Source organism: Halorientalis sp. IM1011 (genome assembly GCF_001989615.1).
Taxonomy (GTDB): Archaea; Halobacteriota; Halobacteria; order Halobacteriales; family Haloarculaceae; genus Halorientalis.
The window spans coordinates 2,159,830-2,179,240 of record NZ_CP019067.1 but is presented as its reverse complement, the minus strand read 5'-3'; the positions used below and the strand labels follow the sequence as shown (position 1 = coordinate 2,179,240).

General features: G+C 67.1%; 21 protein-coding genes. 9 read left to right on the top strand and 12 right to left on the bottom strand.

The window, feature by feature from the left end:
- Positions 1–252 carry a hypothetical protein gene (locus BV210_RS11055; RefSeq protein ID WP_084802617.1) on the top strand — a complete coding sequence of 84 codons (252 nt, stop codon included), beginning with the start codon at positions 1–3 and terminating at the stop codon, positions 250–252.
- On the opposite strand, the gene BV210_RS11050 is transcribed toward BV210_RS11055, so the two are convergent.
- The 3 genes from BV210_RS11050 to BV210_RS11040 all read right to left on the bottom strand — a co-directional run bounded on the left by BV210_RS11050 (position 253) and on the right by BV210_RS11040 (position 1,747).
- Positions 253–615, bottom strand: coding sequence for a DUF5811 family protein (locus BV210_RS11050; RefSeq protein WP_077206722.1), 363 nt, complete (start codon positions 613–615; stop codon positions 253–255).
- 40 nt (positions 616–655) lie between these two features.
- Positions 656–1,132, bottom strand: a complete 477-nt coding sequence (locus BV210_RS11045; RefSeq protein WP_077206721.1) for a pyruvoyl-dependent arginine decarboxylase — start codon at positions 1,130–1,132, stop codon at positions 656–658.
- 219 nt (positions 1,133–1,351) lie between these two features.
- Positions 1,352–1,747 (bottom strand): CopG family ribbon-helix-helix protein, encoded by a 396-nt coding sequence (locus tag BV210_RS11040; protein ID WP_077206720.1) that lies wholly within the window; start codon positions 1,745–1,747, stop codon positions 1,352–1,354.
- A 103-nt stretch (positions 1,748–1,850) separates the two neighbouring features.
- Between BV210_RS11040 and BV210_RS11035 the strand changes: the two genes are divergently transcribed.
- Positions 1,851–2,678: a hypothetical protein gene (locus tag BV210_RS11035; protein ID WP_077206719.1), complete on the top strand. Its 828-nt coding sequence runs from the start codon at positions 1,851–1,853 to the stop codon at positions 2,676–2,678.
- Between the two features lie 190 nt (positions 2,679–2,868).
- Here the strand turns inward: BV210_RS11035 and BV210_RS11030 are convergent, their stop codons facing one another.
- The 4 genes from BV210_RS11030 to pyrH form a co-directional block, all read right to left on the bottom strand.
- Positions 2,869–4,821, bottom strand: a complete 1,953-nt coding sequence (locus BV210_RS11030) for a heme-binding protein (protein WP_077206718.1) — start codon at positions 4,819–4,821, stop codon at positions 2,869–2,871.
- Between the two features lie 70 nt (positions 4,822–4,891).
- Complete coding sequence (locus BV210_RS11025) at positions 4,892–6,715, bottom strand: site-2 protease family protein (RefSeq protein WP_077206717.1); 1,824 nt, start codon at positions 6,713–6,715, stop codon at positions 4,892–4,894.
- Positions 6,716–6,796: 81 nt separating this feature from the next.
- A complete protein-coding gene (gene lysS, locus BV210_RS11020) occupies positions 6,797–8,440 on the bottom strand; it encodes a lysine--tRNA ligase (RefSeq protein ID WP_077208040.1) in 1,644 nt (547 codons plus the stop codon).
- A 50-nt stretch (positions 8,441–8,490) separates the two neighbouring features.
- Positions 8,491–9,183: a UMP kinase gene (gene pyrH / locus BV210_RS11015; protein WP_077206716.1), complete on the bottom strand. Its 693-nt coding sequence runs from the start codon at positions 9,181–9,183 to the stop codon at positions 8,491–8,493.
- 84 nt (positions 9,184–9,267) lie between these two features.
- Between pyrH and BV210_RS11010 the strand changes: the two genes are divergently transcribed.
- The 3 genes from BV210_RS11010 (at position 9,268) to BV210_RS11000 (ending at position 11,900) form a co-directional block, all read left to right on the top strand.
- The gene (locus tag BV210_RS11010) at positions 9,268–10,098 is read left to right on the top strand and encodes a molybdopterin synthase (protein WP_077208039.1); all 831 of its coding nucleotides are present in this window, start codon (positions 9,268–9,270) and stop codon (positions 10,096–10,098) included.
- Positions 10,099–10,421: 323 nt separating this feature from the next.
- Positions 10,422–10,682 (top strand): hypothetical protein, encoded by a 261-nt coding sequence (locus BV210_RS11005; RefSeq protein ID WP_077208038.1) that lies wholly within the window; start codon positions 10,422–10,424, stop codon positions 10,680–10,682.
- A 111-nt stretch (positions 10,683–10,793) separates the two neighbouring features.
- The gene (locus tag BV210_RS11000; RefSeq protein ID WP_077206715.1) at positions 10,794–11,900 is read left to right on the top strand and encodes a site-2 protease family protein; all 1,107 of its coding nucleotides are present in this window, start codon (positions 10,794–10,796) and stop codon (positions 11,898–11,900) included.
- Positions 11,901–11,929: 29 nt separating this feature from the next.
- Here BV210_RS11000 and thiL read toward each other — a convergent pair whose 3' ends face one another.
- Positions 11,930–12,808, bottom strand: coding sequence for a thiamine-phosphate kinase (gene thiL, locus BV210_RS10995; protein WP_077206714.1), 879 nt, complete (start codon positions 12,806–12,808; stop codon positions 11,930–11,932).
- Between the two features lie 132 nt (positions 12,809–12,940).
- Here thiL and BV210_RS10990 point away from each other — a divergent pair, with 132 nt between their 5' ends.
- From BV210_RS10990 to BV210_RS10980, 3 genes are all read left to right on the top strand, one after another.
- Positions 12,941–13,402, top strand: a complete 462-nt coding sequence (locus BV210_RS10990) for a 30S ribosomal protein S19e (RefSeq protein ID WP_077206713.1) — start codon at positions 12,941–12,943, stop codon at positions 13,400–13,402.
- 269 nt (positions 13,403–13,671) lie between these two features.
- Positions 13,672–14,022, top strand: coding sequence for a DNA-binding protein (locus BV210_RS10985; protein WP_077206712.1), 351 nt, complete (start codon positions 13,672–13,674; stop codon positions 14,020–14,022).
- Positions 14,023–14,619, top strand: coding sequence for an alpha hydrolase (locus BV210_RS10980; RefSeq protein WP_077206711.1), 597 nt, complete (start codon positions 14,023–14,025; stop codon positions 14,617–14,619).
- 9 nt (positions 14,620–14,628) lie between these two features.
- Here BV210_RS10980 and BV210_RS10975 read toward each other — a convergent pair whose 3' ends face one another.
- Positions 14,629–14,832 carry a hypothetical protein gene (locus tag BV210_RS10975; protein ID WP_077206710.1) on the bottom strand — a complete coding sequence of 68 codons (204 nt, stop codon included), beginning with the start codon at positions 14,830–14,832 and terminating at the stop codon, positions 14,629–14,631.
- Positions 14,833–14,917: 85 nt separating this feature from the next.
- Between BV210_RS10975 and hisS the strand changes: the two genes are divergently transcribed.
- Positions 14,918–16,219: a histidine--tRNA ligase gene (gene hisS, locus BV210_RS10970; protein ID WP_077206709.1), complete on the top strand. Its 1,302-nt coding sequence runs from the start codon at positions 14,918–14,920 to the stop codon at positions 16,217–16,219.
- A 9-nt stretch (positions 16,220–16,228) separates the two neighbouring features.
- Here the strand turns inward: hisS and BV210_RS10965 are convergent, their stop codons facing one another.
- The 3 genes from BV210_RS10965 to BV210_RS10955 form a co-directional block, all read right to left on the bottom strand.
- Positions 16,229–17,272 carry a hypothetical protein gene (locus tag BV210_RS10965; protein ID WP_157525971.1) on the bottom strand — a complete coding sequence of 348 codons (1,044 nt, stop codon included), beginning with the start codon at positions 17,270–17,272 and terminating at the stop codon, positions 16,229–16,231.
- Positions 17,265–18,317, bottom strand: coding sequence for a hypothetical protein (locus tag BV210_RS10960; protein WP_077206707.1), 1,053 nt, complete (start codon positions 18,315–18,317; stop codon positions 17,265–17,267). Before BV210_RS10960 ends, BV210_RS10965 begins: the two co-directional genes overlap by 8 nt.
- Before the next feature lie 166 nt (positions 18,318–18,483).
- Positions 18,484–19,317: a hypothetical protein gene (locus BV210_RS10955; protein ID WP_077206706.1), complete on the bottom strand. Its 834-nt coding sequence runs from the start codon at positions 19,315–19,317 to the stop codon at positions 18,484–18,486.
- Positions 19,318–19,411 lie beyond the last annotated feature (94 nt).

Genomic DNA, 19,411 nt, shown 5'->3' with positions numbered 1-19,411 from the left:
GTGGAGGCAACTATCTCGGCGCACCCGCTCGGATCGGTGTCACGGCCCGATCTCGTGTTGTCCGCGATCCCGGGGCCAGTCGCCCTGTCGGCAGTGCTCGGCGTGTTGCTGGGCCTGCCGCTGTCGCTGTCGCTGGCCATCGGGAGCGTCCCCAGCGGTGCCGTCGTGGGCTACGCGCTGTTCTATCGCCCGCCGGTCGACAGCGAGGATACGGCGAGTGAAACACACACTTCGTCAGAAGGAAGCCGGTAGTTACTGCGCGGTCGGGGAGTGGTCGGTCCCCATCGCCTGTTTCATCTGGAGGGCAGCGCTAGCTGCGAGTCCCTGGGCCAGATCCGTCTGTTCGTCCTCGCCGATTCGGAGGTCGGCGTCGTCTTCCGGCGTGTAGCCGGCACTGACGGCGGAGCCGACGGGCGGCTGGACGGCGACCGTCGCCCGCGGGCCGTTGGCCCCCTGTGCGAGTTCGAGGCCGACGGCGAACTCGTCGGGGAGGAGGTCGCGGGTCTGGGCGGCGACGTTTGCGAGATCGCGGCGCAGATGGCGGCGCTGCTCGGCGGAGAGCCGTGGCGCGGCACCGTCGTCGTCTGCACCCGCGAACGGAGTGTTCCCGTACATTGACCTCCTGATAGGAGCGACCCACGTAAAAATCCGCCGGCTACTGCAGGAGTGACCGACTCTCTCCGTACGCCGCGATCACCAGCGCCGTCGTATACTCGTCTGGATCGGGTTCGGCTTCGACGGTGATCGAATCCTCGTCGACGAACGACCAGTCCCGGAGTTCCGTGCCCGACGCCAGTCCGTCCTCGATCCGCTCGCTGACGACCGCCTCGCTCTCGCCGTCGGCCTCGTAGAAGATGCCCCGGCCGGACTCGCTGCGCGCCCAGCCGATGCCGGCCGCGCCCGCCTCGCCCGGCGGCGCGGTGTGGCGACCCTGCACCACTGTCAGCCCGTCACCGACCACACCGAGATCCGGGGCCTCACCGACCGCTTCGAGGTGGGCTTCGGCCGGGATGACGGAGGAGACCTGAATCAGATTGAAGTTGTGGACGTTGGCCTCGGCCAGGGCCGCGTCGTAGGAGGCCGTCGGCGTCGGCCCCGTCGCAGTGGCCCAGACGAGCCGAATTACGCTCATATCCCAATCAAGACGGATGGGACGGTAGAACGTTTCGAACCCACCTTTTTCGCGAGGGGGTCGCTCCGCGACCCCCTCGCCAAAAACGTGGGCGAAAAAGGCTGAATCTCGGCCTTCGGCCTCGATTCAGTGAACCGCGGCGCTTCGGGCCGCGGATACTGGTGCTCAGTACAGGTGAAGTACATAGCGAGTGAACCTCTCGGAGGTTCTGGCAGATCGTCATTCTTCGCCGTCCCGGATGACCATCACCTTAACCCGATTGACGCCATCGAAGTCGCGGAGTCGGTAGGTGAGGGTGCGCACCTGCTCAGTTGGTCCCCGACAAAACAGTGATTCGAGGCACCATTCCCCCTGGTGCGTATGACTCGTGTTGAGGATCACGTCTTGGTACTCGTGTTGGACTGCATGGAGTTCCTGTATCACCTCATGGTGGCGATAATCGAACGCAACGAGCGCGACAATTTCCCCGCTTGTCTCTTCGAGGCGGGAGTGTGACTCGATGTACTCCAGCATCGCTTCTCGAACCGCCCGGGACCTGTTTTCGATGTCCTGTTCTTGCCAGACTCGGTCGAACTCTTCGACGACTTCGTCTGGAATATTGAAACTCGTTCGCATAGGTAGTGGTTCGCCGTTTTTCTACAAGAGGTTCTCGTATGACGATTCACCCATTTCGGTATTAACAACCGTTATTCACGTCGGTAGCAGATTCTCGATCAGGATGTTACACGGCGAAGCGTTCGGTCTCTTCCTCGGGGCAGTTGCGCTCGGCGCTGTTCACGGGATCGAACCGGGTCATGGGTGGCCCGTTGCCGCCTCATATGCGCTCGACCAGACGAACAAGTGGGTGTACGGATTCGCGGCGAGTCTCATTATCGGCGTCGGCCACCTTATCAGCAGTATTGCGATGGTGGGGGTGTTCTTTTTCGCGAAAGACTACTTCAACCTCACGCAGGTCAACGAGCCGATGACGATACCCGGTGGTATCCAAATCGGCGGGCCAGTCAGTCTTGTTGCCGGTGTCCTACTCATCGCACTTGGAATTCGTGAATACTTCCACGGGCATTCTCACGGCAGTCACAGTGATGACGACCATTCCAACCATCACAGCCACGACCACCACGATCTGGACGAGCATTCAGGCCATTCTCACGAGCAGAGCCATTCACACAATCACAACGATGGACTGATAGCTCGTTTGAAAGGATTCGTTCCCTTTGTTGGTGGGCACTCTCACTCACATGATGACCCCGAAGCAACTGCTGACCGTGGCCTCCTTGGGATCGGGTGGTTCGCGTTCGTACTTGGATTCGCCCACGAAGAAGAGTTCGAGATTATTGCACTCTGCGCCGGGTCAAACTACTGTCTTGAACTGATGAGTGCGTACGCTCTCACCGTCATCGTGGGTATCGTTGGGCTGACGATGCTGTTGATTGCAGGATACCAACGCTCCGAGGAGAAAATCGAGCAGTACACGCCGTACCTTCCGGTGTTTTCCGCAGCTGTCCTCATCATCATGGGGGCAGGGTTCATCACCGGAGTGTTCTGACTTACCTGTTCAATTCGCACGTACACAGTATCGACTGTTACACTCGAAGTCGCCCGAAACTAGCATCCGCGCGAGCGAAGCGAGCGCGGTTCGCCGCGAGCGCGCCGTAGGCGCGACTCGCGGGCAGTTTTTCACGCACGTTTTTGCCGCGAGTGGTTCGCCGAAGGCGAACCCGAGCGGGAAAAACGTGCTAGGCCAGGAACACGTGCCGCGGCCGGTCGTCGAGGACTTCCTGTCCCCAGGAGACGGTCTCGGAGAACTCCTCCGAGCGGAAGAAGGCCATGGCGTCGTCCTGCGAGTCCCACTGGCTGGCGATGAACATGTCGTTTGCGTCCTCGCGGTTGACCAGCAGGGCCGTCTCGCGGTGGCCCTCCATGTCCGCCAGGAGGTCGCCGACGGCGTCGAACCGTTCGGTGAACTCCTCGCGATAGTCGGGCTTGACGGTGTAGAACATGCCCATAGTGCCGAAGCCCTCGCCCTCGCCGGCGCGCCCGACGACCTCGGGCAGGTCCGAGAGGAAGCCGGCGGCCTTCTCGGCGGCTTTCTCGGTCTCCCAGAGGGAGACGACCGCGGAGCGATCGCTCGCGTCGTCCCTGGTGTCGTAAACGGCCGTTTTGACGTGACTGTCGTAGTGATCGAAGCTGTCCCGGAGGCCGTCGACCTCATCGAAGAGAGTCTCGGCGTCGGCCTCGGAATAGAGCACGAGCGCGAACACGTCCTCGCCGCGGGGCGTGCCGGCGTAGATGTCGTCCTCGGCCAGCTGGCCGCGGATCTCGTCGTCGGTGCCGGCCGCCTCGGGTTCGTCGTCGTCCTGCTCGCCGAGCGGGCCGCGGTAGCCCTCGACGATTCCCGCCAGATCGTTCAGGAAGCCCGCAGCGGTGTCGGCGGCGCTCTCGGTCTCCCAGACGCTAGCGATGGCCGCCCGGCCCTCGTTGGCGCGAACGGTCGTGAGGACGTGGGTGTCGTAGTGGTCGAAGTTACCCCGCAGACCGTCGACCTCGTCGGCGAGGTCGGCGGCGTCGGCCTCGGAGTAGAAGACGAGCCCGAAGGTCCCCTCGTCGTAGTCCTGCCCGGGGAACAGGCCGAGGTTGGCGAGTTTACCTTCGAGTTCGTCGTCCACGTCGAGGTCGGCGTCGCCCGGGTCCGGCCGGCCGCCCGAGGAACCGCTGGGGTGGTCACTGCTCTCGTCCTCGGCCTCGGTCGGTGGGTGCTCGTCGGCGTCGGTCTGCCCGTGGGCGTGACCGTGGTCGCTCCCGCCGTGGCCGTTCGTATCGCCGTGGGGGTGACTCTCGCCGTGGGGTGACCCGCCTGCCTCGGCGCTCGCGGCCTCGCTATCGGTCGGGACCGGTTCGCCCGCGAGCAGGGCGTCGAGGTCCTCGGGCGGGAACCGCTTGCCGAAGTAGAAGGGGCCGAACTCGGCGAATTTGGAGGACGAGGGGTCGAAGCGCATCTCGTTGAGCAGGTCTTTGATGTCGGTGGGATCGTCGGCCCACAGCGTGATGCCCCACTCGTAGTCGTCGAAGCCGACGCTGGAGGCGATCATCTGGTTGACCTTGCCGCCGTAGCCCCGCCCGATGTCGCCGTGGCGGGCCATGTGCTCGGCCCGCTCGTCGAAGGGCAGATCGTACCAGTTCTGTTCGGGCTGGCGGCGCTTGCTCATCGGGTAGAAACAGACGTGACCGGCGTCCGGGATTTCGGGGTGGAGGCGCTGCTGGATGTACTGGGCCAGTCCCGAATCGTCGTCGACCTCGCCCTCGAAGTACTCGCGGGCGCGCTCGGTGTATCCCGAAGCCTCGGTGACGGAGAGGTAGGAGGTCGGCTGTTCGGTGAACTCCGCGAGGGCCGTCTGCTCGAAGCGACGTTCGGCGGCTTCGAGGTGGCCGACCGTCTGGCGCAGGTGGACGATCATGAGGTCGGCCTTGTGGCCGACGACGGTGAATATCGCTGTTCGGCCGCCGCCGAACTCGCCGGGGTCGGACACGTCGTCGAGGGCGACGTGGGACTGGAGGTACTCTATTCCCTCCGCGATAGCGCGCTGGCGCTTCCGTTCGGGGGCCGACCGCCAGGCGTCCCAGTCGATCGTTCGGAAGTCGTGCAGTGCGTACCACCCTTCCTCCGTCGGCGGCGGGTCGCGCTGAGTCATGCGCGTCCGTTCGGACCGCTCCGTAAGGAGGTTTCCGTTCTCGGTCGCAACGACGGCGGAGCCGGGACCGTCAGCCGGTGAACAGCTGCGGGCCGAAGATCATCAGGAAGAGGCCGGCGATCATCAGCAGGCTGACCGAGATGGTGACCGTCGTCGTCAGCCGACGCCCGCCCTCGATCGGGAGCCGGGAGATGACCGCCTCGGCGCTGGTCCGGAGGATGTGCCCCCCGTCCAGCGGGAAGGTCGGGACGAGGTTGAACATGCCGAGCTGGAGGTTCACCCAGGCGGTCCAGAACAGCAGGTTGGCCGCGATCAGGACGCCGCCACCCAGCCCGCCGAGCAGGCCGGTCGCCGTGTAGAAGTTGGCGATCTCGGGGACGAACCCGGCGAAGTTGTAGCCGATCTGGGGCTGGAGCACGCCGATGAACGGCAGGATCAACACCATGAACACCCGGTCGAGCACGGATCCGCCGGAGATGCCGCCGAAGGCGTCCGCGTCGCCCTGGAGGAGTCCGAGGAAGTCCTCGGCGGGGTAGGTCTTGATACCGAAGTCGTTGATGACCAGTCCGCTGACGCCCCGCGCGGGCGCGACGCCGATGAACCCGCCGTCGCCGTTCGGATGCGGATCGAGCGTGACGTTGTAGACGTTCCGCTCGAAGTCGCCGTCCCGGAGGACGTACGTCTCGACGGGGACCGTCGTCCCGGGTTGTTCGTCACGGAGCGCGTCGCTCAGCGTGGCCGGGTCGATCACCCGCTCGCCGGCGACCGAGGTGACGATCATGTACCGGTCGGTCGGTGCGGTCGTGTTCCCGAGCGGCCCGTCCTCGAAGGTCCGGATCACGAACGCGCCGGCCGGGAACGTCGCGGTGCCGTTGTCGGTCTCGACTCTGGCGACGGTGTGGTTGGTGACCGCCCGCTCGAACCCGCGTTCGGTGCTAACCGCCGTCCCGTTGACCGCCACCACGTCCGTCGGGGAGTTTTCGCTCCAGTTGATCCCGGACTCGTCGTCGCGGCCGGCGATCACCTGCGGGACCGTCGCCGTGATCGTCGGCTCCCGAGTCACCTGGATCGTCCGGTCGCCGTCGAGTTCGACCGCGACCCGCTGTCCCGGAGTATCCCGGAGGACGGTTTCGAGCCGGTCGGGGTCGTCGATGTCGGTACCGTTGACCGCGGTGATGAGGTCGCCGCGTTCGATGCCGGCATCCTCGGCGGTCGAACCGGGCAGTGACTGGCCCACCGGCGCGCCGTCGGCGACGGCGATGGAGCCGACGACGGGCCCGAAGAGGAGGGCGAAGGCGAGCAGGGTGATCGCGAAGTTGTTCATCACGCCGGCCGAGAACATCCGGGTCTGAGAGCCCCGGTCGGCCTCGTTGCGGCTCTCCTCGTCGGGTTCGACGAACGCCCCGACGGGGATGAACGCGAAGAGGGCCAGTCCCATCGAGTCGATGTCGATGTTCTCGACCCGACAGAGCAGGCCGTGGCCGCCCTCGTGGACGACCAGCCCGACCAGGAGGCCGAAGACGATGCCGGGCGCAGCCGACAGCGGGAGGAACTCGTTGACGCCCGGAATCACGAGGACGTTCTGGGGGTTGCGGACCTCGGAAGGTGTCGCATCGGGCGAAAGGACGCTCCCGAGCGCGGCCGTCAGTACGACGACCAGCATGCCGGCCATCGTTACCAGGGCGATGCCGACGCCGAAGTTGCCGTACGCTCGCCAGAAGCGCTTCGGCCCGGCGAGCCAGTTCAGGAAGGCCCGCCCGCGCTGCGTATGGATGGTCGTGATCGGCCCGGACACGCGGATGTACTCCGGGAGCCACCCCCTGGTCCGCAACGTCATCATCACCAGCGTATAGAGGAGGATCCCGGCGAGTACCCACACCAACAGGTCTGCCATCGCTCAAGCTGACGGGCCTGCCGGTCAAGAGGGTTTGGTTCGGGACACGACACGCGGGAACCGCGCCGCGGGACGGCCGCCTCAGTCCTCCCGGCGCAACCGATCGAGGACGAACGCCTCGTCCAGCGCCGCGAGGAAGGGACCGAGCCGGGGGCCCTGATCCGTGTCGAGGAAGAGTCGATAGCCCGCCGCGAAGAAGTCGCTCACCTCGATATCGTGACGCTTGGCCGCCTCGTAGATCTCGCCCTGGATCTCCTCGCCGTCGTCGGTCTCCGCGACGAACTCGGCGAGGTCGGACAGCGCGGCGGCGGTGTCCTCGTCGAGGTCCACGTCGGGCAGGTCCTCGGCCAGCCGGTAGTTGTACTCGTTGTCGGTCCGCTCGGCCCAGGCGCGTGCCCCCTCGACGCGGGAGAGTGCGGCGTGGACCTGCTCGGGCGTGGCATCGTCTGGAATGTGGCCTTCGCGTCGAGCCATCGTCTCCCGCAGTTCCAGGTCGTCGGTCATGCCCAACACGGCGGCGAAGGTGTAGGGGATCCGGACGGGCTGGCGCTCGGGCACCGAATCGACGATCATCGGATAGGCCCTATCGACGAGTTCCGCCTCGGTCTCGTCCCGGGGCTCGGCGTCGCCGAAGTAGACCCGCTCGAAGTGATCGAACTCGTCGACCAGCTGGTCCAACGTCTCGACGCTGAAATCCCGTTGCTTGCGGGGGTTCTTCACGAAGAAGTAGCGGAACACCTCCGGTTCGAGCAGTTCCAGCACCTCCGCGACCGTGACGATGTTGCCCGAGGAGGAGGAGAGCGCTTCGCCGTCGAGCGTGAACCACTCGTAGACCATCGGGACCGGCGGGTCGATATCGAGCAGGTTCCGGGCGACGTCCTCGCCGCTGGGCCAGGACCCCTCCGCGTGGTCCTTCCCGAACGGCTCGAAGTCCACACCCAGAATGTCCCACTGGCCCGGCCACTCGAACCGCCACGGGAGCTTGCCCTCCCGGAGCGTGGCCGTCCCCTCGTGGCCACAGCCCTGGATCGTCCGGTCGCCGGCCTCCAGATCCGTGCAGGTGTACTCGACCTCGCCGGCGTCGAGGTCGACACTCGTGACCTCGCCGGTGAGCTTCCCGCATTCGGCACACTGGGGAGTGAAGGGCGTGTAGTCCTCGTCGACACTGTCCTGGTAGTCGCCCAGGAGGGTCCGGGCCTCGTCCGCGCGGGAGAGCAGGTCGCGAGTCACGGGCTCGAACTCGCCCGCCTCGTAGAGGTCGGTGTTCGAGACGAACTCGATGGGGACGTCCACGAGGTCGGCCGCCCGGAGCAGGAGTTCCGTGAAGTGTGCGCCGTAGGAGTCACAGCAGCCGAAGGGATCTGGAATGTCCGTGTACGGTTTGCCGAGATTCTGGCCGACGGCGGCCGAGTCGACGGCGTCGTCGCCGAAGTCGACCACGTTCCAGTCCAGATCGGCGAGCGTCCGGGGAATCTTCCGCAGGGGGTCTTTGTCGTCGGTCGTGAACACCTGCCGGACCTCCCGATCCCGGTCGCGCAGCGCCTCGGCCACGAAGTAGCTCCGCAGGATCTCGTTGAAGTGGCCGATGTGGGGCACGCCGGAGGGGGAGACGCCGCCCTTGATGACGATTGGCTCGTCGGGGTCCGTAGCGAGTATTGCGTCGGCGACGGCGTCGGCCCAGAAGGCCCGGCGGTCGCTCGTCCCGACCGCGTAGGGGTCGTAGATGGCCTCGTCGTCGAGGTCCACGTCGATTGCGGGTGGTGCACGGTCGCCGGTCACACCCCATCACCCGGGACGACCTCGGTCCCATCGTGGTCGTCGTCGAGGACCGCGCGCGTGACGGCTTCGGGGTCGGTGCCGTCCAGCACCACGGCCCGGAGGTTCGCCCGCTGGATCACTTTCGCGGCCAGCAGGTCGACCGGGGCGTTGCTCCCGGCGGCCATCTCGATGTCTGCGATCACGTCCACGAGTTCGTCGGCCGACAGTTCGGTGTACTTCGTCGCGTCGTCGTGTTCGTTCGGGTCGGCGCTGAACACGCCGGGGACGCTCGTGGCGTACACGAGCAGGTCGGCGTTGACGTACTCGGCCAGTGCGGCGCTGACCGCGTCGGTGGTCTGTGCGGCCGCGACCCCGCCCATCACGGGCACGTCGCCGCGGTGGAAGGCCGCGCCGGCGTCCTCGTACGTTTCCGGGGGTGTCGGGGCGGCCCGGTCGCCGAGTGCAGCGACGAGCAGGCGCGCGTTCAGGCGGGTGACGCCGATACCCAGCTGGTCGAGTTGCATCTCGTTGGCTCCGAGTTCGCGGGCCGAGGCGATGTAGTCGCGGGCGACGGTACCACCGCCGACGACGACGCCGACGCGGTGGCCCTCCGCGAGCAGCGACTCGACGACGTTCGCGTAGGCGCGAACCCGGTCCGGGTCGAGATCCGGTGCGAGAACGCTTCCGCCGATAGAGACGACGACTTTCATTACAACCGCGTTACCCTGTTGCCGGCTTAAGGGTTGTCAAGCCGGGACCGAACCCTAATGCGCCCGGAGGACCGAGGCGGAGGCATGCACGTACTCGGGGTCGTCGGCCCGTCCGATTCGGGGAAGACGACGCTGGTCGAACGGCTCGCAGAGCGACTGGCCGACCGCGGGCGCGTCGCGACCGTCAAACACCTCACGCACGCGCCGGACATCGACACCGACGGGAAGGACACCGCCCGGCACCGCGCGGCCGGCGCAGCCACGACCTACGGCCTCACCGACGACGAAGGCTGGTTCGCCACCGGCGAGGACCGCACCCTCGACGACACCCTCGACCAGCTCGCCCCCGACTACGACTACGCCATCGTCGAGGGGTTCAGCCACGCCGCCATCCCGCAGGTCGTCCTCGGCGACCGCGACCACGCCGGGACGGAACTGGCCAGCGCCCCAACCGCCGACGACGTAGACGTCGATTCGGTACTCGATGCACTCGCCGGGACCGAACCCCGCGAGACGCTGGAATCGCTCGTCGAACGGGTCAAGGCCTCCCCGCGGGCCGAGCGATCGGGTGCCATCGCCACCTTCACCGGGCGCGTGCGGGCGAAGGACGCCCCCGACGACGACCCCACCGAGTACCTGGCCTTCGAGAAGTACGAGGGCGTCGCCGAGGACCGGATGGAGACCATCGAGGCCGAACTCGAAGACCGGGAGGGCGTTCTCGACGTGGTTCTCCACCACCGCACCGGCGTCATCGAGTACGGCGAGGACATCGTGTTCGTCGTCGTCCTCGCGGGCCACCGCCGCGAGGCCTTTCGGACTGTGGAGGACGGCATCGACCGCCTCAAAGACGAGGTGCCGCTGTTCAAGAAAGAAGTCACCGTCGACGACGAGTACTGGGTCCACGAACGCGATTGACCACCCGTGTGGAGCCATCGCTCGGGACGCTATTTGGACACCGTCCCAGCCGCGCGCCACGTCTCATCCGGCAACATGTTCCGGGTAATGGGCGTCGTGAGACGCCTGTCAGACGACGTGTTTTACAGGACTCTGCATCCACTATAGAGGGCCCTAATCACTCTATAAAACGTCTCGGGCCCTCTAAAAACGTCCTGAAAGACGTTTTTCACACCGGTTTACGAGCGAACAAACGCGAAGTGTCGCTAAAACCGGCGAAGTGATTCGAAGCTTCCTGCCTTTATATGGGCTCCTGGTCGGAAGGGGGAAGTGAGGTGTCACAGATGAGCGCAACCACACAGCCCTCCGCGACGAACGACGAGGAAGACGCTGCGAGCAAAGAGGAACAGCTCAAGGAGTATCTCTCGCAGAAGGCGGCAGACGGCGAGATGTACTTCAAGAGCAAGTTCATCGCGGACGAAGTCGGACTGTCGCCCAAGGAGATCGGTGCGCTGATGGTGAAGTTGAAGGACTCGGCTACCGACCTGGAGATCGAGAAGTGGTCGTACACGAGCGCGACCACCTGGCGCATCGAATCCGCCTGAATGGACACCACGCCCGCCCGACGCCCCGTAACCGGTCGTTCGACCCCCTGCGAACGACTGCCAGTCAGCCGACACGAGGTTTTTACACTGCCGACCTGTAAGTAGCGGTCGATGGCGGCTGCCCGGACACCACGGGACGGCCCGCCGATCGAGGAGTTCGCGTCGGTGTTTCGCGTCCACGAGGTCCGGACCGACGGTGATCGACTCCTCTATCTCGGCCGTCCCACGGTCCCCGCCGACGTCCTGGAACGCGAGGTCCACCCGCTGTTTCGCGAGTACGGGTACGAGATCTCCCTCCGACAGCACCAATCAGGTGGCCCGACCGGACCGGGAACCTACGTGCTGGTCGCCGAACCGCAGTCGGTCGGCGTCGACGGGATCCCCTGGACGAACGTCGCGCTCGCACTGGCGACAGTGGCGACCACGCTGTTCGTCGGCTCGCTGTGGTACCGGGGCAACGCCTTCGCCGACCCTGCCTCCGCAATCAGGGCCTGGCCGTTCACCGCCGCCGTGCTCGGCGTGATCGGCACGCACGAACTCGGCCACTACGTCCTGAGCCGGTACCACCGCGTCGACGCCAGCCTGCCCTATTTCATCCCCGTCCCGATCCCACCCTTCGGCACGATGGGCGCGGTCATCCGCATGAAAGGCCGGATTCCCGACCGAAAGGCCCTGTTCGACATCGGCATCGCCGGCCCGCTGGCGGGGCTGGTCGCGACCGTCGTGGTCACCGTAATCGGCCTGCACCTTCCGCCGGTCACGAACCCCTTCGGCGTGCAGTTCAACCACCCGCCCCTGATCGAGGCCATCGCGGCCCTGACCGGCCAGCAACTCGTCTACGAGGATCCCCGATTGATCTTCAACCCAGTCGTCTTCGGCGGCTGGCTCGGGGCCTTCCTCACTTTCCTGAACCTGCTCCCCGTCGGACAGCTGGACGGTGGCCACGCCGTCCGGGCGATGTTCGGCGAGCGGACCGAGACCATCGGTGCGGCCGTGCCAGCGGCGCTGTTCGGGCTCGGAGCCTTCCAGTTGCTGGCCCGGAGCGGAGAGGTGACGCTGGTCTGGTTCCTCTGGGGGACGCTCGCGCTCGGGCTGGCCTACGCCGGGCCGACGACGCCGATCAGCGACGAGCGACTCGACGGCAGGCGGTTCGCGCTCGGCATCGTCACGTTCCTGCTGGGCCTGGCCTGCTTCACGCCAGTCCCGGTCACGACCTGATACCGCCCACACAGCCGATACCGGCCAACCTACGCCTCGCCGTGCGTGTATCCGCGATCCGGGAGCGCCACGCCGTCGAGCGTGACCTCCTCGCCCTCGGTGACGGTCCCGATCCGGCTGATCGGCACGTCACACACGTCCCGGAGGCCGGGGAGGCTCTCTTCCGGGGCGGTGAAGACGAGTTCGAAGTCTTCGCCGAAGAACACGCCGAGTTCGTGGCGGTCGGCGGGGTCGTCGGCCACGTCGTCGACGGCGTCGTCGATTGGGAGCGGCGTCTCGACGGCGAACCCACAGTCAGAGGAGTCGGAAAGCTGGTGGAGCGACCGAGCCAGTCCGTCGCTGGAGTCGATCATCGCCGTGGCAGCGGACGAGATCGCCAGCCCGGGGACGACCCGGGGGGTGAACCGGAACAGTTCGTTGGCCCACTCGGTGTCACCGCGCTCGAACAGGCGGATAGCGGCCCCGCTCCGGCCGAGCGTCCCCGTCACACAGAGGGCGTCGCCCGGCTGGGCGTCCGAGCGCCGGACCGGGTCGGTCGTGCGGCCGAGGGCGGTGGTGGCGACGGTGAACTCGTCGTGGTCGTCGAGGTCGCCGCCGACGTACTCGGCCTCGACGTAGGCACACACGTCCCGTGCGCCGCGCACGAACGCGCGCAACTCGTCGGGGTCGAACGTCGGGGCGGCGTAGACGGCGACGGCGGCGGTCGCCTCGGCACCCATCGCGGCCACGTCAGACAGTGACGCGCCGACGGATCGCCAGCCGGCGGTGTATCTGGTCGTCCCCGCGGGGAAATCCGTCGTTTCGTGGAGCATATCGGTCGTGAGGACCTGGTCGCCGACTACGGCCGCGTCGTCGCCCGCGGCGGGGAGGTCGTCGGCCAGCAGGGCCAGGGCCGCCCGCTCGTCCATACCGGCACATCGAACCCGCTACTAATGAAAACCACCCTCTCGACTCCCGGTCGAGTCGGAGAGTACGACAGCGAGCCACGCGACGGGTCGCTAACGATGCGCTTTTATGACGCCGCGCGGAACGGAGATGCAATGACGACGCTCTACGACGTGCCCGCCGAGAATCTCATCGAGGCGGTCGCCGAGAAACTCGCCGAGGAAGAGGCAGTAGAAGAACCCGACTGGGCCCGATTCACGAAGACCGGTACCGGTCGCGAACTCCCGCCCGAGCAGGAGGACTTCTGGCAGCGCCGCGCCGCCAGCCTGCTCCGGAAGGTCGCCGTCGACGGTCCCGTCGGTGTCGAGCGCCTCACCACCGAGTACGGTAGTTCCAAGCAGGGCTCGACCCGCTACCGGGTCCGCCCGCCGAACAGCACGGACGGCTCCGGGAAGGTCATCCGGACCGCGCTCCAGCAGCTCGAAGAGGTCGGCTACATCCAGATCGCGCAGGGCGAAGGCCGCAAGGTCACCGGCGACGGAATGAGCCTGCTCGACGACACCGCGGGCGAAGTCCTCTCGGACCTCGACCGGCCGGAACTCGAACGGTACGCGTAAGCCGATCTTCTCTATTTTCTCTCGGCGGGTAGCGGCTGTGCTGTGGCGGTCGCGGGGCGGTCGCGGTTGCGGTGGCTGTGGCGGTTGGTGGTCGCGGAGGGACTAGCATCCGCCGCCGCAGGCGGCGGTTTACACCGCGCGACCGGAGGGAGCGCGGTGGGGTTTTTGGTCCAGCTTTTTGCAAGGGGGGTTCGCCGGCGGCGAACCCCCCGCAGTAAAAAGGTGGTCCGTTAGGGTTTTGCGGCTGACGAGGTTAGTGTCGGGTAGTCATGAGTGGCGAGCCCGACGACGAGGAGCTCGAACGGCTGCGACAGGAGAAAATGGAGAAGCTGCGCGAGCAGAAACAGGGGCAGGGCGGCGGCGAGGCCCAGGAGGCACAGCGCCAGCAGGCCGAGGCCCAGAAGAAGGCGCTGCTGCGCCAGCACCTGACCGACGGGGCGCGCAAGCGCCTGAACACGGTGAAGATGTCCAAGCCGCAGTTCGGCGAGAAGGTCGAACAGCAGGTCATCGCGCTGGCCCGGAGCGGGCGCATCCAGGGCAAGATCGACGAGGAGAAGATGAAGGACCTGCTCAGCGAGCTCAAACCGGACTCGAAGAGTTTCGACATCGAACGCCGGTAGATGGACGTCGGCGTCCTCTACAGCGGCGGCAAGGACTCGACGCTCGCGGCCCTAGTCCTCGATCCGTTCTACGAGGTCACGCTCGTCTCGGCGACGTTCGGGATCACCGACGCGGCCGACCACGCCCGCGAGGCGGCCGCGGCGGTCGGATTCCCGATCGAGACGGTCGAGCTGGACGAGGACGTGGCCCGCGAAGCGGCCGCACAGATGGTCGAGGACGGCTTTCCCCGTAACGGTATCCAGCAGGTTCACGATCACGTCCTCGAAGTCGTCGCGGCGGAGTCGTTCAGTGCAGTGGCGGACGGCACCCGCCGCGACGATCGGGTGCCGACGGTCTCGCGGGCACAGGCCCAGAGTCTCGAAGACCGCCACGGCGTCGACTACGTCGCGCCGCTGTCGGGCTTTGGCCGCGGCGCGGTCGACGACCTCGTGGACGCGCAACTGGTGGTCGAGGAGGGGCCGAGCGAGGAGATTCCCAAGGGTGACTACGAGGCGGAGTTGCGCGAGTTGATCCGCGAGGAGTTCGAGGACGGGGCCGTCGAGGACGTGTTTCCCGACCACGATCAGACGCGGGTGGTCGGGTTGCGGGACCAGTAACCCGGCCGCTCAGGCCGAGAGCCAGGCGTAGGTCTGGATACCGCCGAACACGACGGCGAGCGTGGCGTTCTGGACGACGAGCAGGTTCTGTGAGGGGAGCGTCGCTCTGGCGGCGACGGCGGCGACGCCGAACACTGTCGCCAGCAGGAGATTGTACTTCGCGAGCGCCGTCCAGCAGTCCTGATCGAGTTCGACGAGGCCGTCCGATCCCATAGCCGGAGTACGGCACGGAGGGGGACGTACCTTGGGCCGGTCCCGGAAGGACAGTTTCAAGCGCGCGGTGGGCAAAGCGGGGCACATGTACGACGGCCTGAAGGGCTTTCGCGATTTCTACCCCACGGAGATGGGGCCCCGGCGGGAGGTCATCGACACGCTGGAGGCCACGGCACGCCAGTACGGCTTCCGCGAGATCGGGACCCCGGCGATGGAGCGCACGGAGATGTACGTCGACAAGAGCGGCGAGGAGATCGTCGAGGAACTGTACGCCTTCGAGGACAAAGGGGGTCGCGAGGTGTCGCTCACCCCCGAGTTGACGCCGACGGTCGCACGGATGGTCGTCGCCAAACAGCAGGAACTCTCCAAGCCGATCAAGTGGGTCTCGACACGACCGTTCTGGCGGTACGAGCAGGTCCAGCAGGGCCGGTTCCGCGAGTTCTACCAGACCAACGTCGACATCTTCGGGTCGTCGGAACCGGAAGCCGACGCCGAAGTGCTCGCCTTCGCCGCCGACGCGCTGACGAACCTCGGTCTGACGAGCGAGGAGTTCGAGTTCCGCGTCTCCCATCGGGACATCCTCGGTGGTTTGCTGGAGGCGTTCGACGCCGACGTGGACACCCGCGAGGCCATCCGCGCGGTGGACAAATCCGAGAAGATCGACGAGGACGAATACCACGACCTGCTCTACGAGGCCGGCCTCTCCTACGACCAGGCCGCCGAGTTCGACGACCTGCTGGACACGCCCGAGGAGCATCTCGACGAGTTGATCGAGTTCGCGGGGACCGACCGCGTCGAGGACGCGGTGACGAACCTCCAGAACGTCCTCGATGCCGCGGCGGACTTCGGCGCGCGGGAGTACTGTACGCTCTCGCTGGAGACCGCCCGCGGACTGGACTACTACACCGGCGTCGTCTTCGAGTGTTTCGACGCCACGGGCGAGGTCTCGCGGTCGGTGTTCGGCGGCGGCCGCTACGACGACCTCATCGAGAGCTTCGGCGGCCAGCCGACGCCCGCGGTCGGCGTCGCGCCCGGTCTCGCGCCGCTCTCGCTCCTCCTCCAGCGGGCGGGCGTCTGGCCCGACGAGGGGTTCACGACCGACTACTACGTCCTCACGGTCGGGGACACGCGGGACGTGGCGGCGGAGATCACCGGCGAGTTGCGCGAGCGCGGCCACGTCGTCGAGACGGACCTCTCCGATCGGAGTTTCGGCGGCCAGCTCGACTACGCCGACTCGATAAACGCCGAGACGGTCGTCATCGTCGGCGAGCAGGACCTCGAAGACGACGCCGTGACGGTCAAGGACATGGCGTCGGGCGACCAGAAACAGGTTCCGGTGGCGGACTTCCCCGGCGACCACGACCGGCCGACCTTCGACGACTTCTGACTGTCGACGCTACCCGTCGAACAGGCCGTCGTCGGCGTCTTTTTCGGCCGATTCCCCGTCACTGTCCGTCGTGTTCCTGTCGGTGGTACCGTCGGGCGTGCCATCTGAACCGTCGACCGTTCGGTCGTCGGTGACGGCGCCGTCGAGCGAATCGTCGGTAGCGCTTTCGTCGGTGGCGTCGCCGGTCCCGGACGTGTCGCCGTCGTCGAAGACGCCGTCGAGGTCGAGCGACTCGTTCTCGCCGTCGAGGGCGTCACCGAGCGTGGAGTCGTTCCGGTCGAACGGCCAGTCCGTCCGGTTGGCCGGATCGACGGTGTCGTCCAGGTCGTCGAGCATCTTTCCGGCGTCGAGGCCGTTCTCCGCACCGATCTCGTCGGTGTCGTGGGGCGCCCCGAGGGCCCGGAGGTCGCTCCGGAGCGACGCGGCGACCGACCGGGAGTCGTTGGCCAGCGCGTTGAACCGGCTCGCCGAGAGCCCGTATTCGGCCGTGACGGCGGCGGGGAGGTCCGTCGTGGCTCGCTCGCCGCGGTCGGCCAGCCGCTCGGTCACGGTCGCCTCGACGGAGACGGTGGCGGCGAGGTGGGCGTACGCCCCGGGCGAGACCGAGCGGTTGTCGGCCGCCGCCCGAAGTCGTTCGCGGCGCTCCCGTAGCGAGGCCAGTCGGGCGTCGGTTCGCTCCTCCAGCACTGCGAGCACCGCGGCCCGCTCCTCGGGCGAGTCGGCGCGGCCGAGCCTGACGAGCAGCGTCCGGGTCTCGATCTCACCGGCCGCCTCGGACTGCTGGCTACCGATCGCACCCGCCAGTCGAGCACCGGCGGACGCCGTAGCGTTCGTGTCGCTCTCGTTACCGCCGGATTGTCCGGCCCGGATCGCGTCGGTACTGGCAGCGTTCGCGTCGGTCGCGGCCCCGTCACTGGCCGCCCGGTCGGCCGTCGGCGAGTCGGCCAACAGGCCGGCCGCCGGGATCGCGGCCCCGACGACGAGACAGACGACCAGCACCGCGGCCACGAGGGGGCGCAGTCGGTTCGTGATTCGTGATTGAGGTTCAGTCATGGGTTTCCTCCGGTAGTGAGATGACGTTCTCGCGACCGAGCCGGAACACCTCGATCTCGCCGTCGTCCCGGAGCCGGTTCACGACTCTGCTGGTCTTCGATTCGCCCCAGTCGCAGGCGTCGGCCAGTTCCTGCTGTTTCATCCGGCCGCCGTGATCGCGAATGGCCGACAGCGCGCGTTCGTCGTCGCTGAGCAGGTCCGACGGCGGGCCAGCCGCTGGTGCTGTATCGTCGTCGTCGGTCGCGGACGCCGGGCCGCCGGCCGTCGCTCCGGTCACGGCTCCGCCGTCGTCCCCGTCGCCCGACCGGGTCCGGACGTAGAACGCGCCGGCGGCCCCGAGCGCGGCGAGGATCAGGACGGCGACGCCGGCCGCGAGCAGCGGGAACCCGCCCGAACTCGCCGGTCCCGACTCGGTCGTCTCGGTGGCGACGATTCGGGGGGCCGTCGAGGAGAAGCCGAGTTCGCCCTGCCAGACGACCCGGTCGCTGCGGGTCTCGGCCGGATCGGGCGACACCCGGTCGAGGCGATAGGCCTCGGGCCAGGTGACGGTGAGTCGCGTGTCCGGGCCGAGGTAGAAGCCGCTGATGGCGTCGCCGATCGACAGGGTCGAGGCGTTGCCGCCGGCGAACCCGGACCAGCCGAACCGGTAGGTGACGATGCCGGTCGGCTGGGCGAGCCGCTGGCGGCGAACCGTCACGGTGGCGTTCGAGAGGGCCATCTCCCGGCCCGTGTCGTTCTCGGCCTGCCGGACCGTCGGGCGGATGTCGGCGGCGAACTCCTCGACGTACGTCGAGCGGTTCGCCTCGATGTCCTGACGGTAGGACTCGAACGCCTCTTTCTCGCCGGGATCGGTCAGGTAGAACTGGTACTGGATCTCCCAGGCAGCGGATCCGTCGGCCGCGGCGTCGATCCGGATGAGCGTACTGTCGGGCGACAACGAGGTGTTGTCCGCGCCGGCTGACTGGGCCGCGGCTGGCCCGGCGAAGAGCCAGCACGCGGCGAGGACGGTCGCACCGATCAGCAGCCACCGGGAAACTCGTTGCATTCCGTCTGTGAAGGGATAGGTCGAGTGATCGTAATCTATCTTCGGATCTGCCGAGACGGGACCCCGGGGCAGGAAACGTGTCAGCGGTAACGGAGCGAATCATGGGAATGGGGGTTCGTGTGGGTCCCGTGGAGTGGGAACGACGTTCGGAGGGGTGTGATCGGCGTTAGCCCTCGATCTCGGTCTGGATCTCACCGACGACCTCGCTCGAATCCTCGTTGGCGTCAGCGATCTCCTCGCTGGTCTCGTTGTCGACCTCGCCGAGCGCGTCGCTCGCGTCCTCGCGTGCGTCGTCGAGTTCGCCGCTCGCGTTCACGTTGGCATCGACTTCGGCGTCGACCGTCGCACTGGCTTCAGCGTTCGTCTCGGCGCTGGCCGTTGCGTCGGCGTCAGCGTCGGTCTCGGTATCGGCCTCACCGCTGGCCGCCGCGTTGGCTTCGGCCTCGCCGTTCGCGAACACGCTCAGGACGGTCGCGACGAACCCGTCGTCGTCACCGTCACTGTCGTTCGCGCTCGCGTTCGCGTCTGCCTCGGCGTTGGCCTCGGCCTCGCCGCCGGCGAACAGGCTCACGACGGACGCGACGACACCGTGGTCGCCGTCACCGTCGTTCGCACTCGCGTTCGCCTCACTGTCGGCGCTGGCTTCGGCCTCGCCCTGGAACGGCAGGTCGATCACGATCCCGAAGGGCAGCTCGACCTGACCCTCGGCACGGACGTCTGCGGAGCCGTTGGAGGCCGCCTCACCGCGGTCGGACTGGGCGTCACCGTCCGCGCTGGCCGACGCGCCGACGGCGATCCCCGCCGAGCCGTTGGCCTCGCCGGCCGTGTCGGCGCTACCCGAGGCCGTCACCGCGATCTCGGCACCGGCTTCGGCGTCACCGCTGGTCTCGTTCTCGACACTGTTCGCGTCCGTGTTCATGGCCGCCGCTGCGGGCACCGCCGCGGTGAGGACCACCGCGAGCGCCAGCAGCAGCGAACCGATTCGGATGTTCGAGCGCATTGCACTCCCAGCTTGTGCCGAGAGGTGCATATAAAGGGGTGGCCCTGGCGGTACATTCCGGCCGATTGACGCCGATTGCACTGACTTTTACACA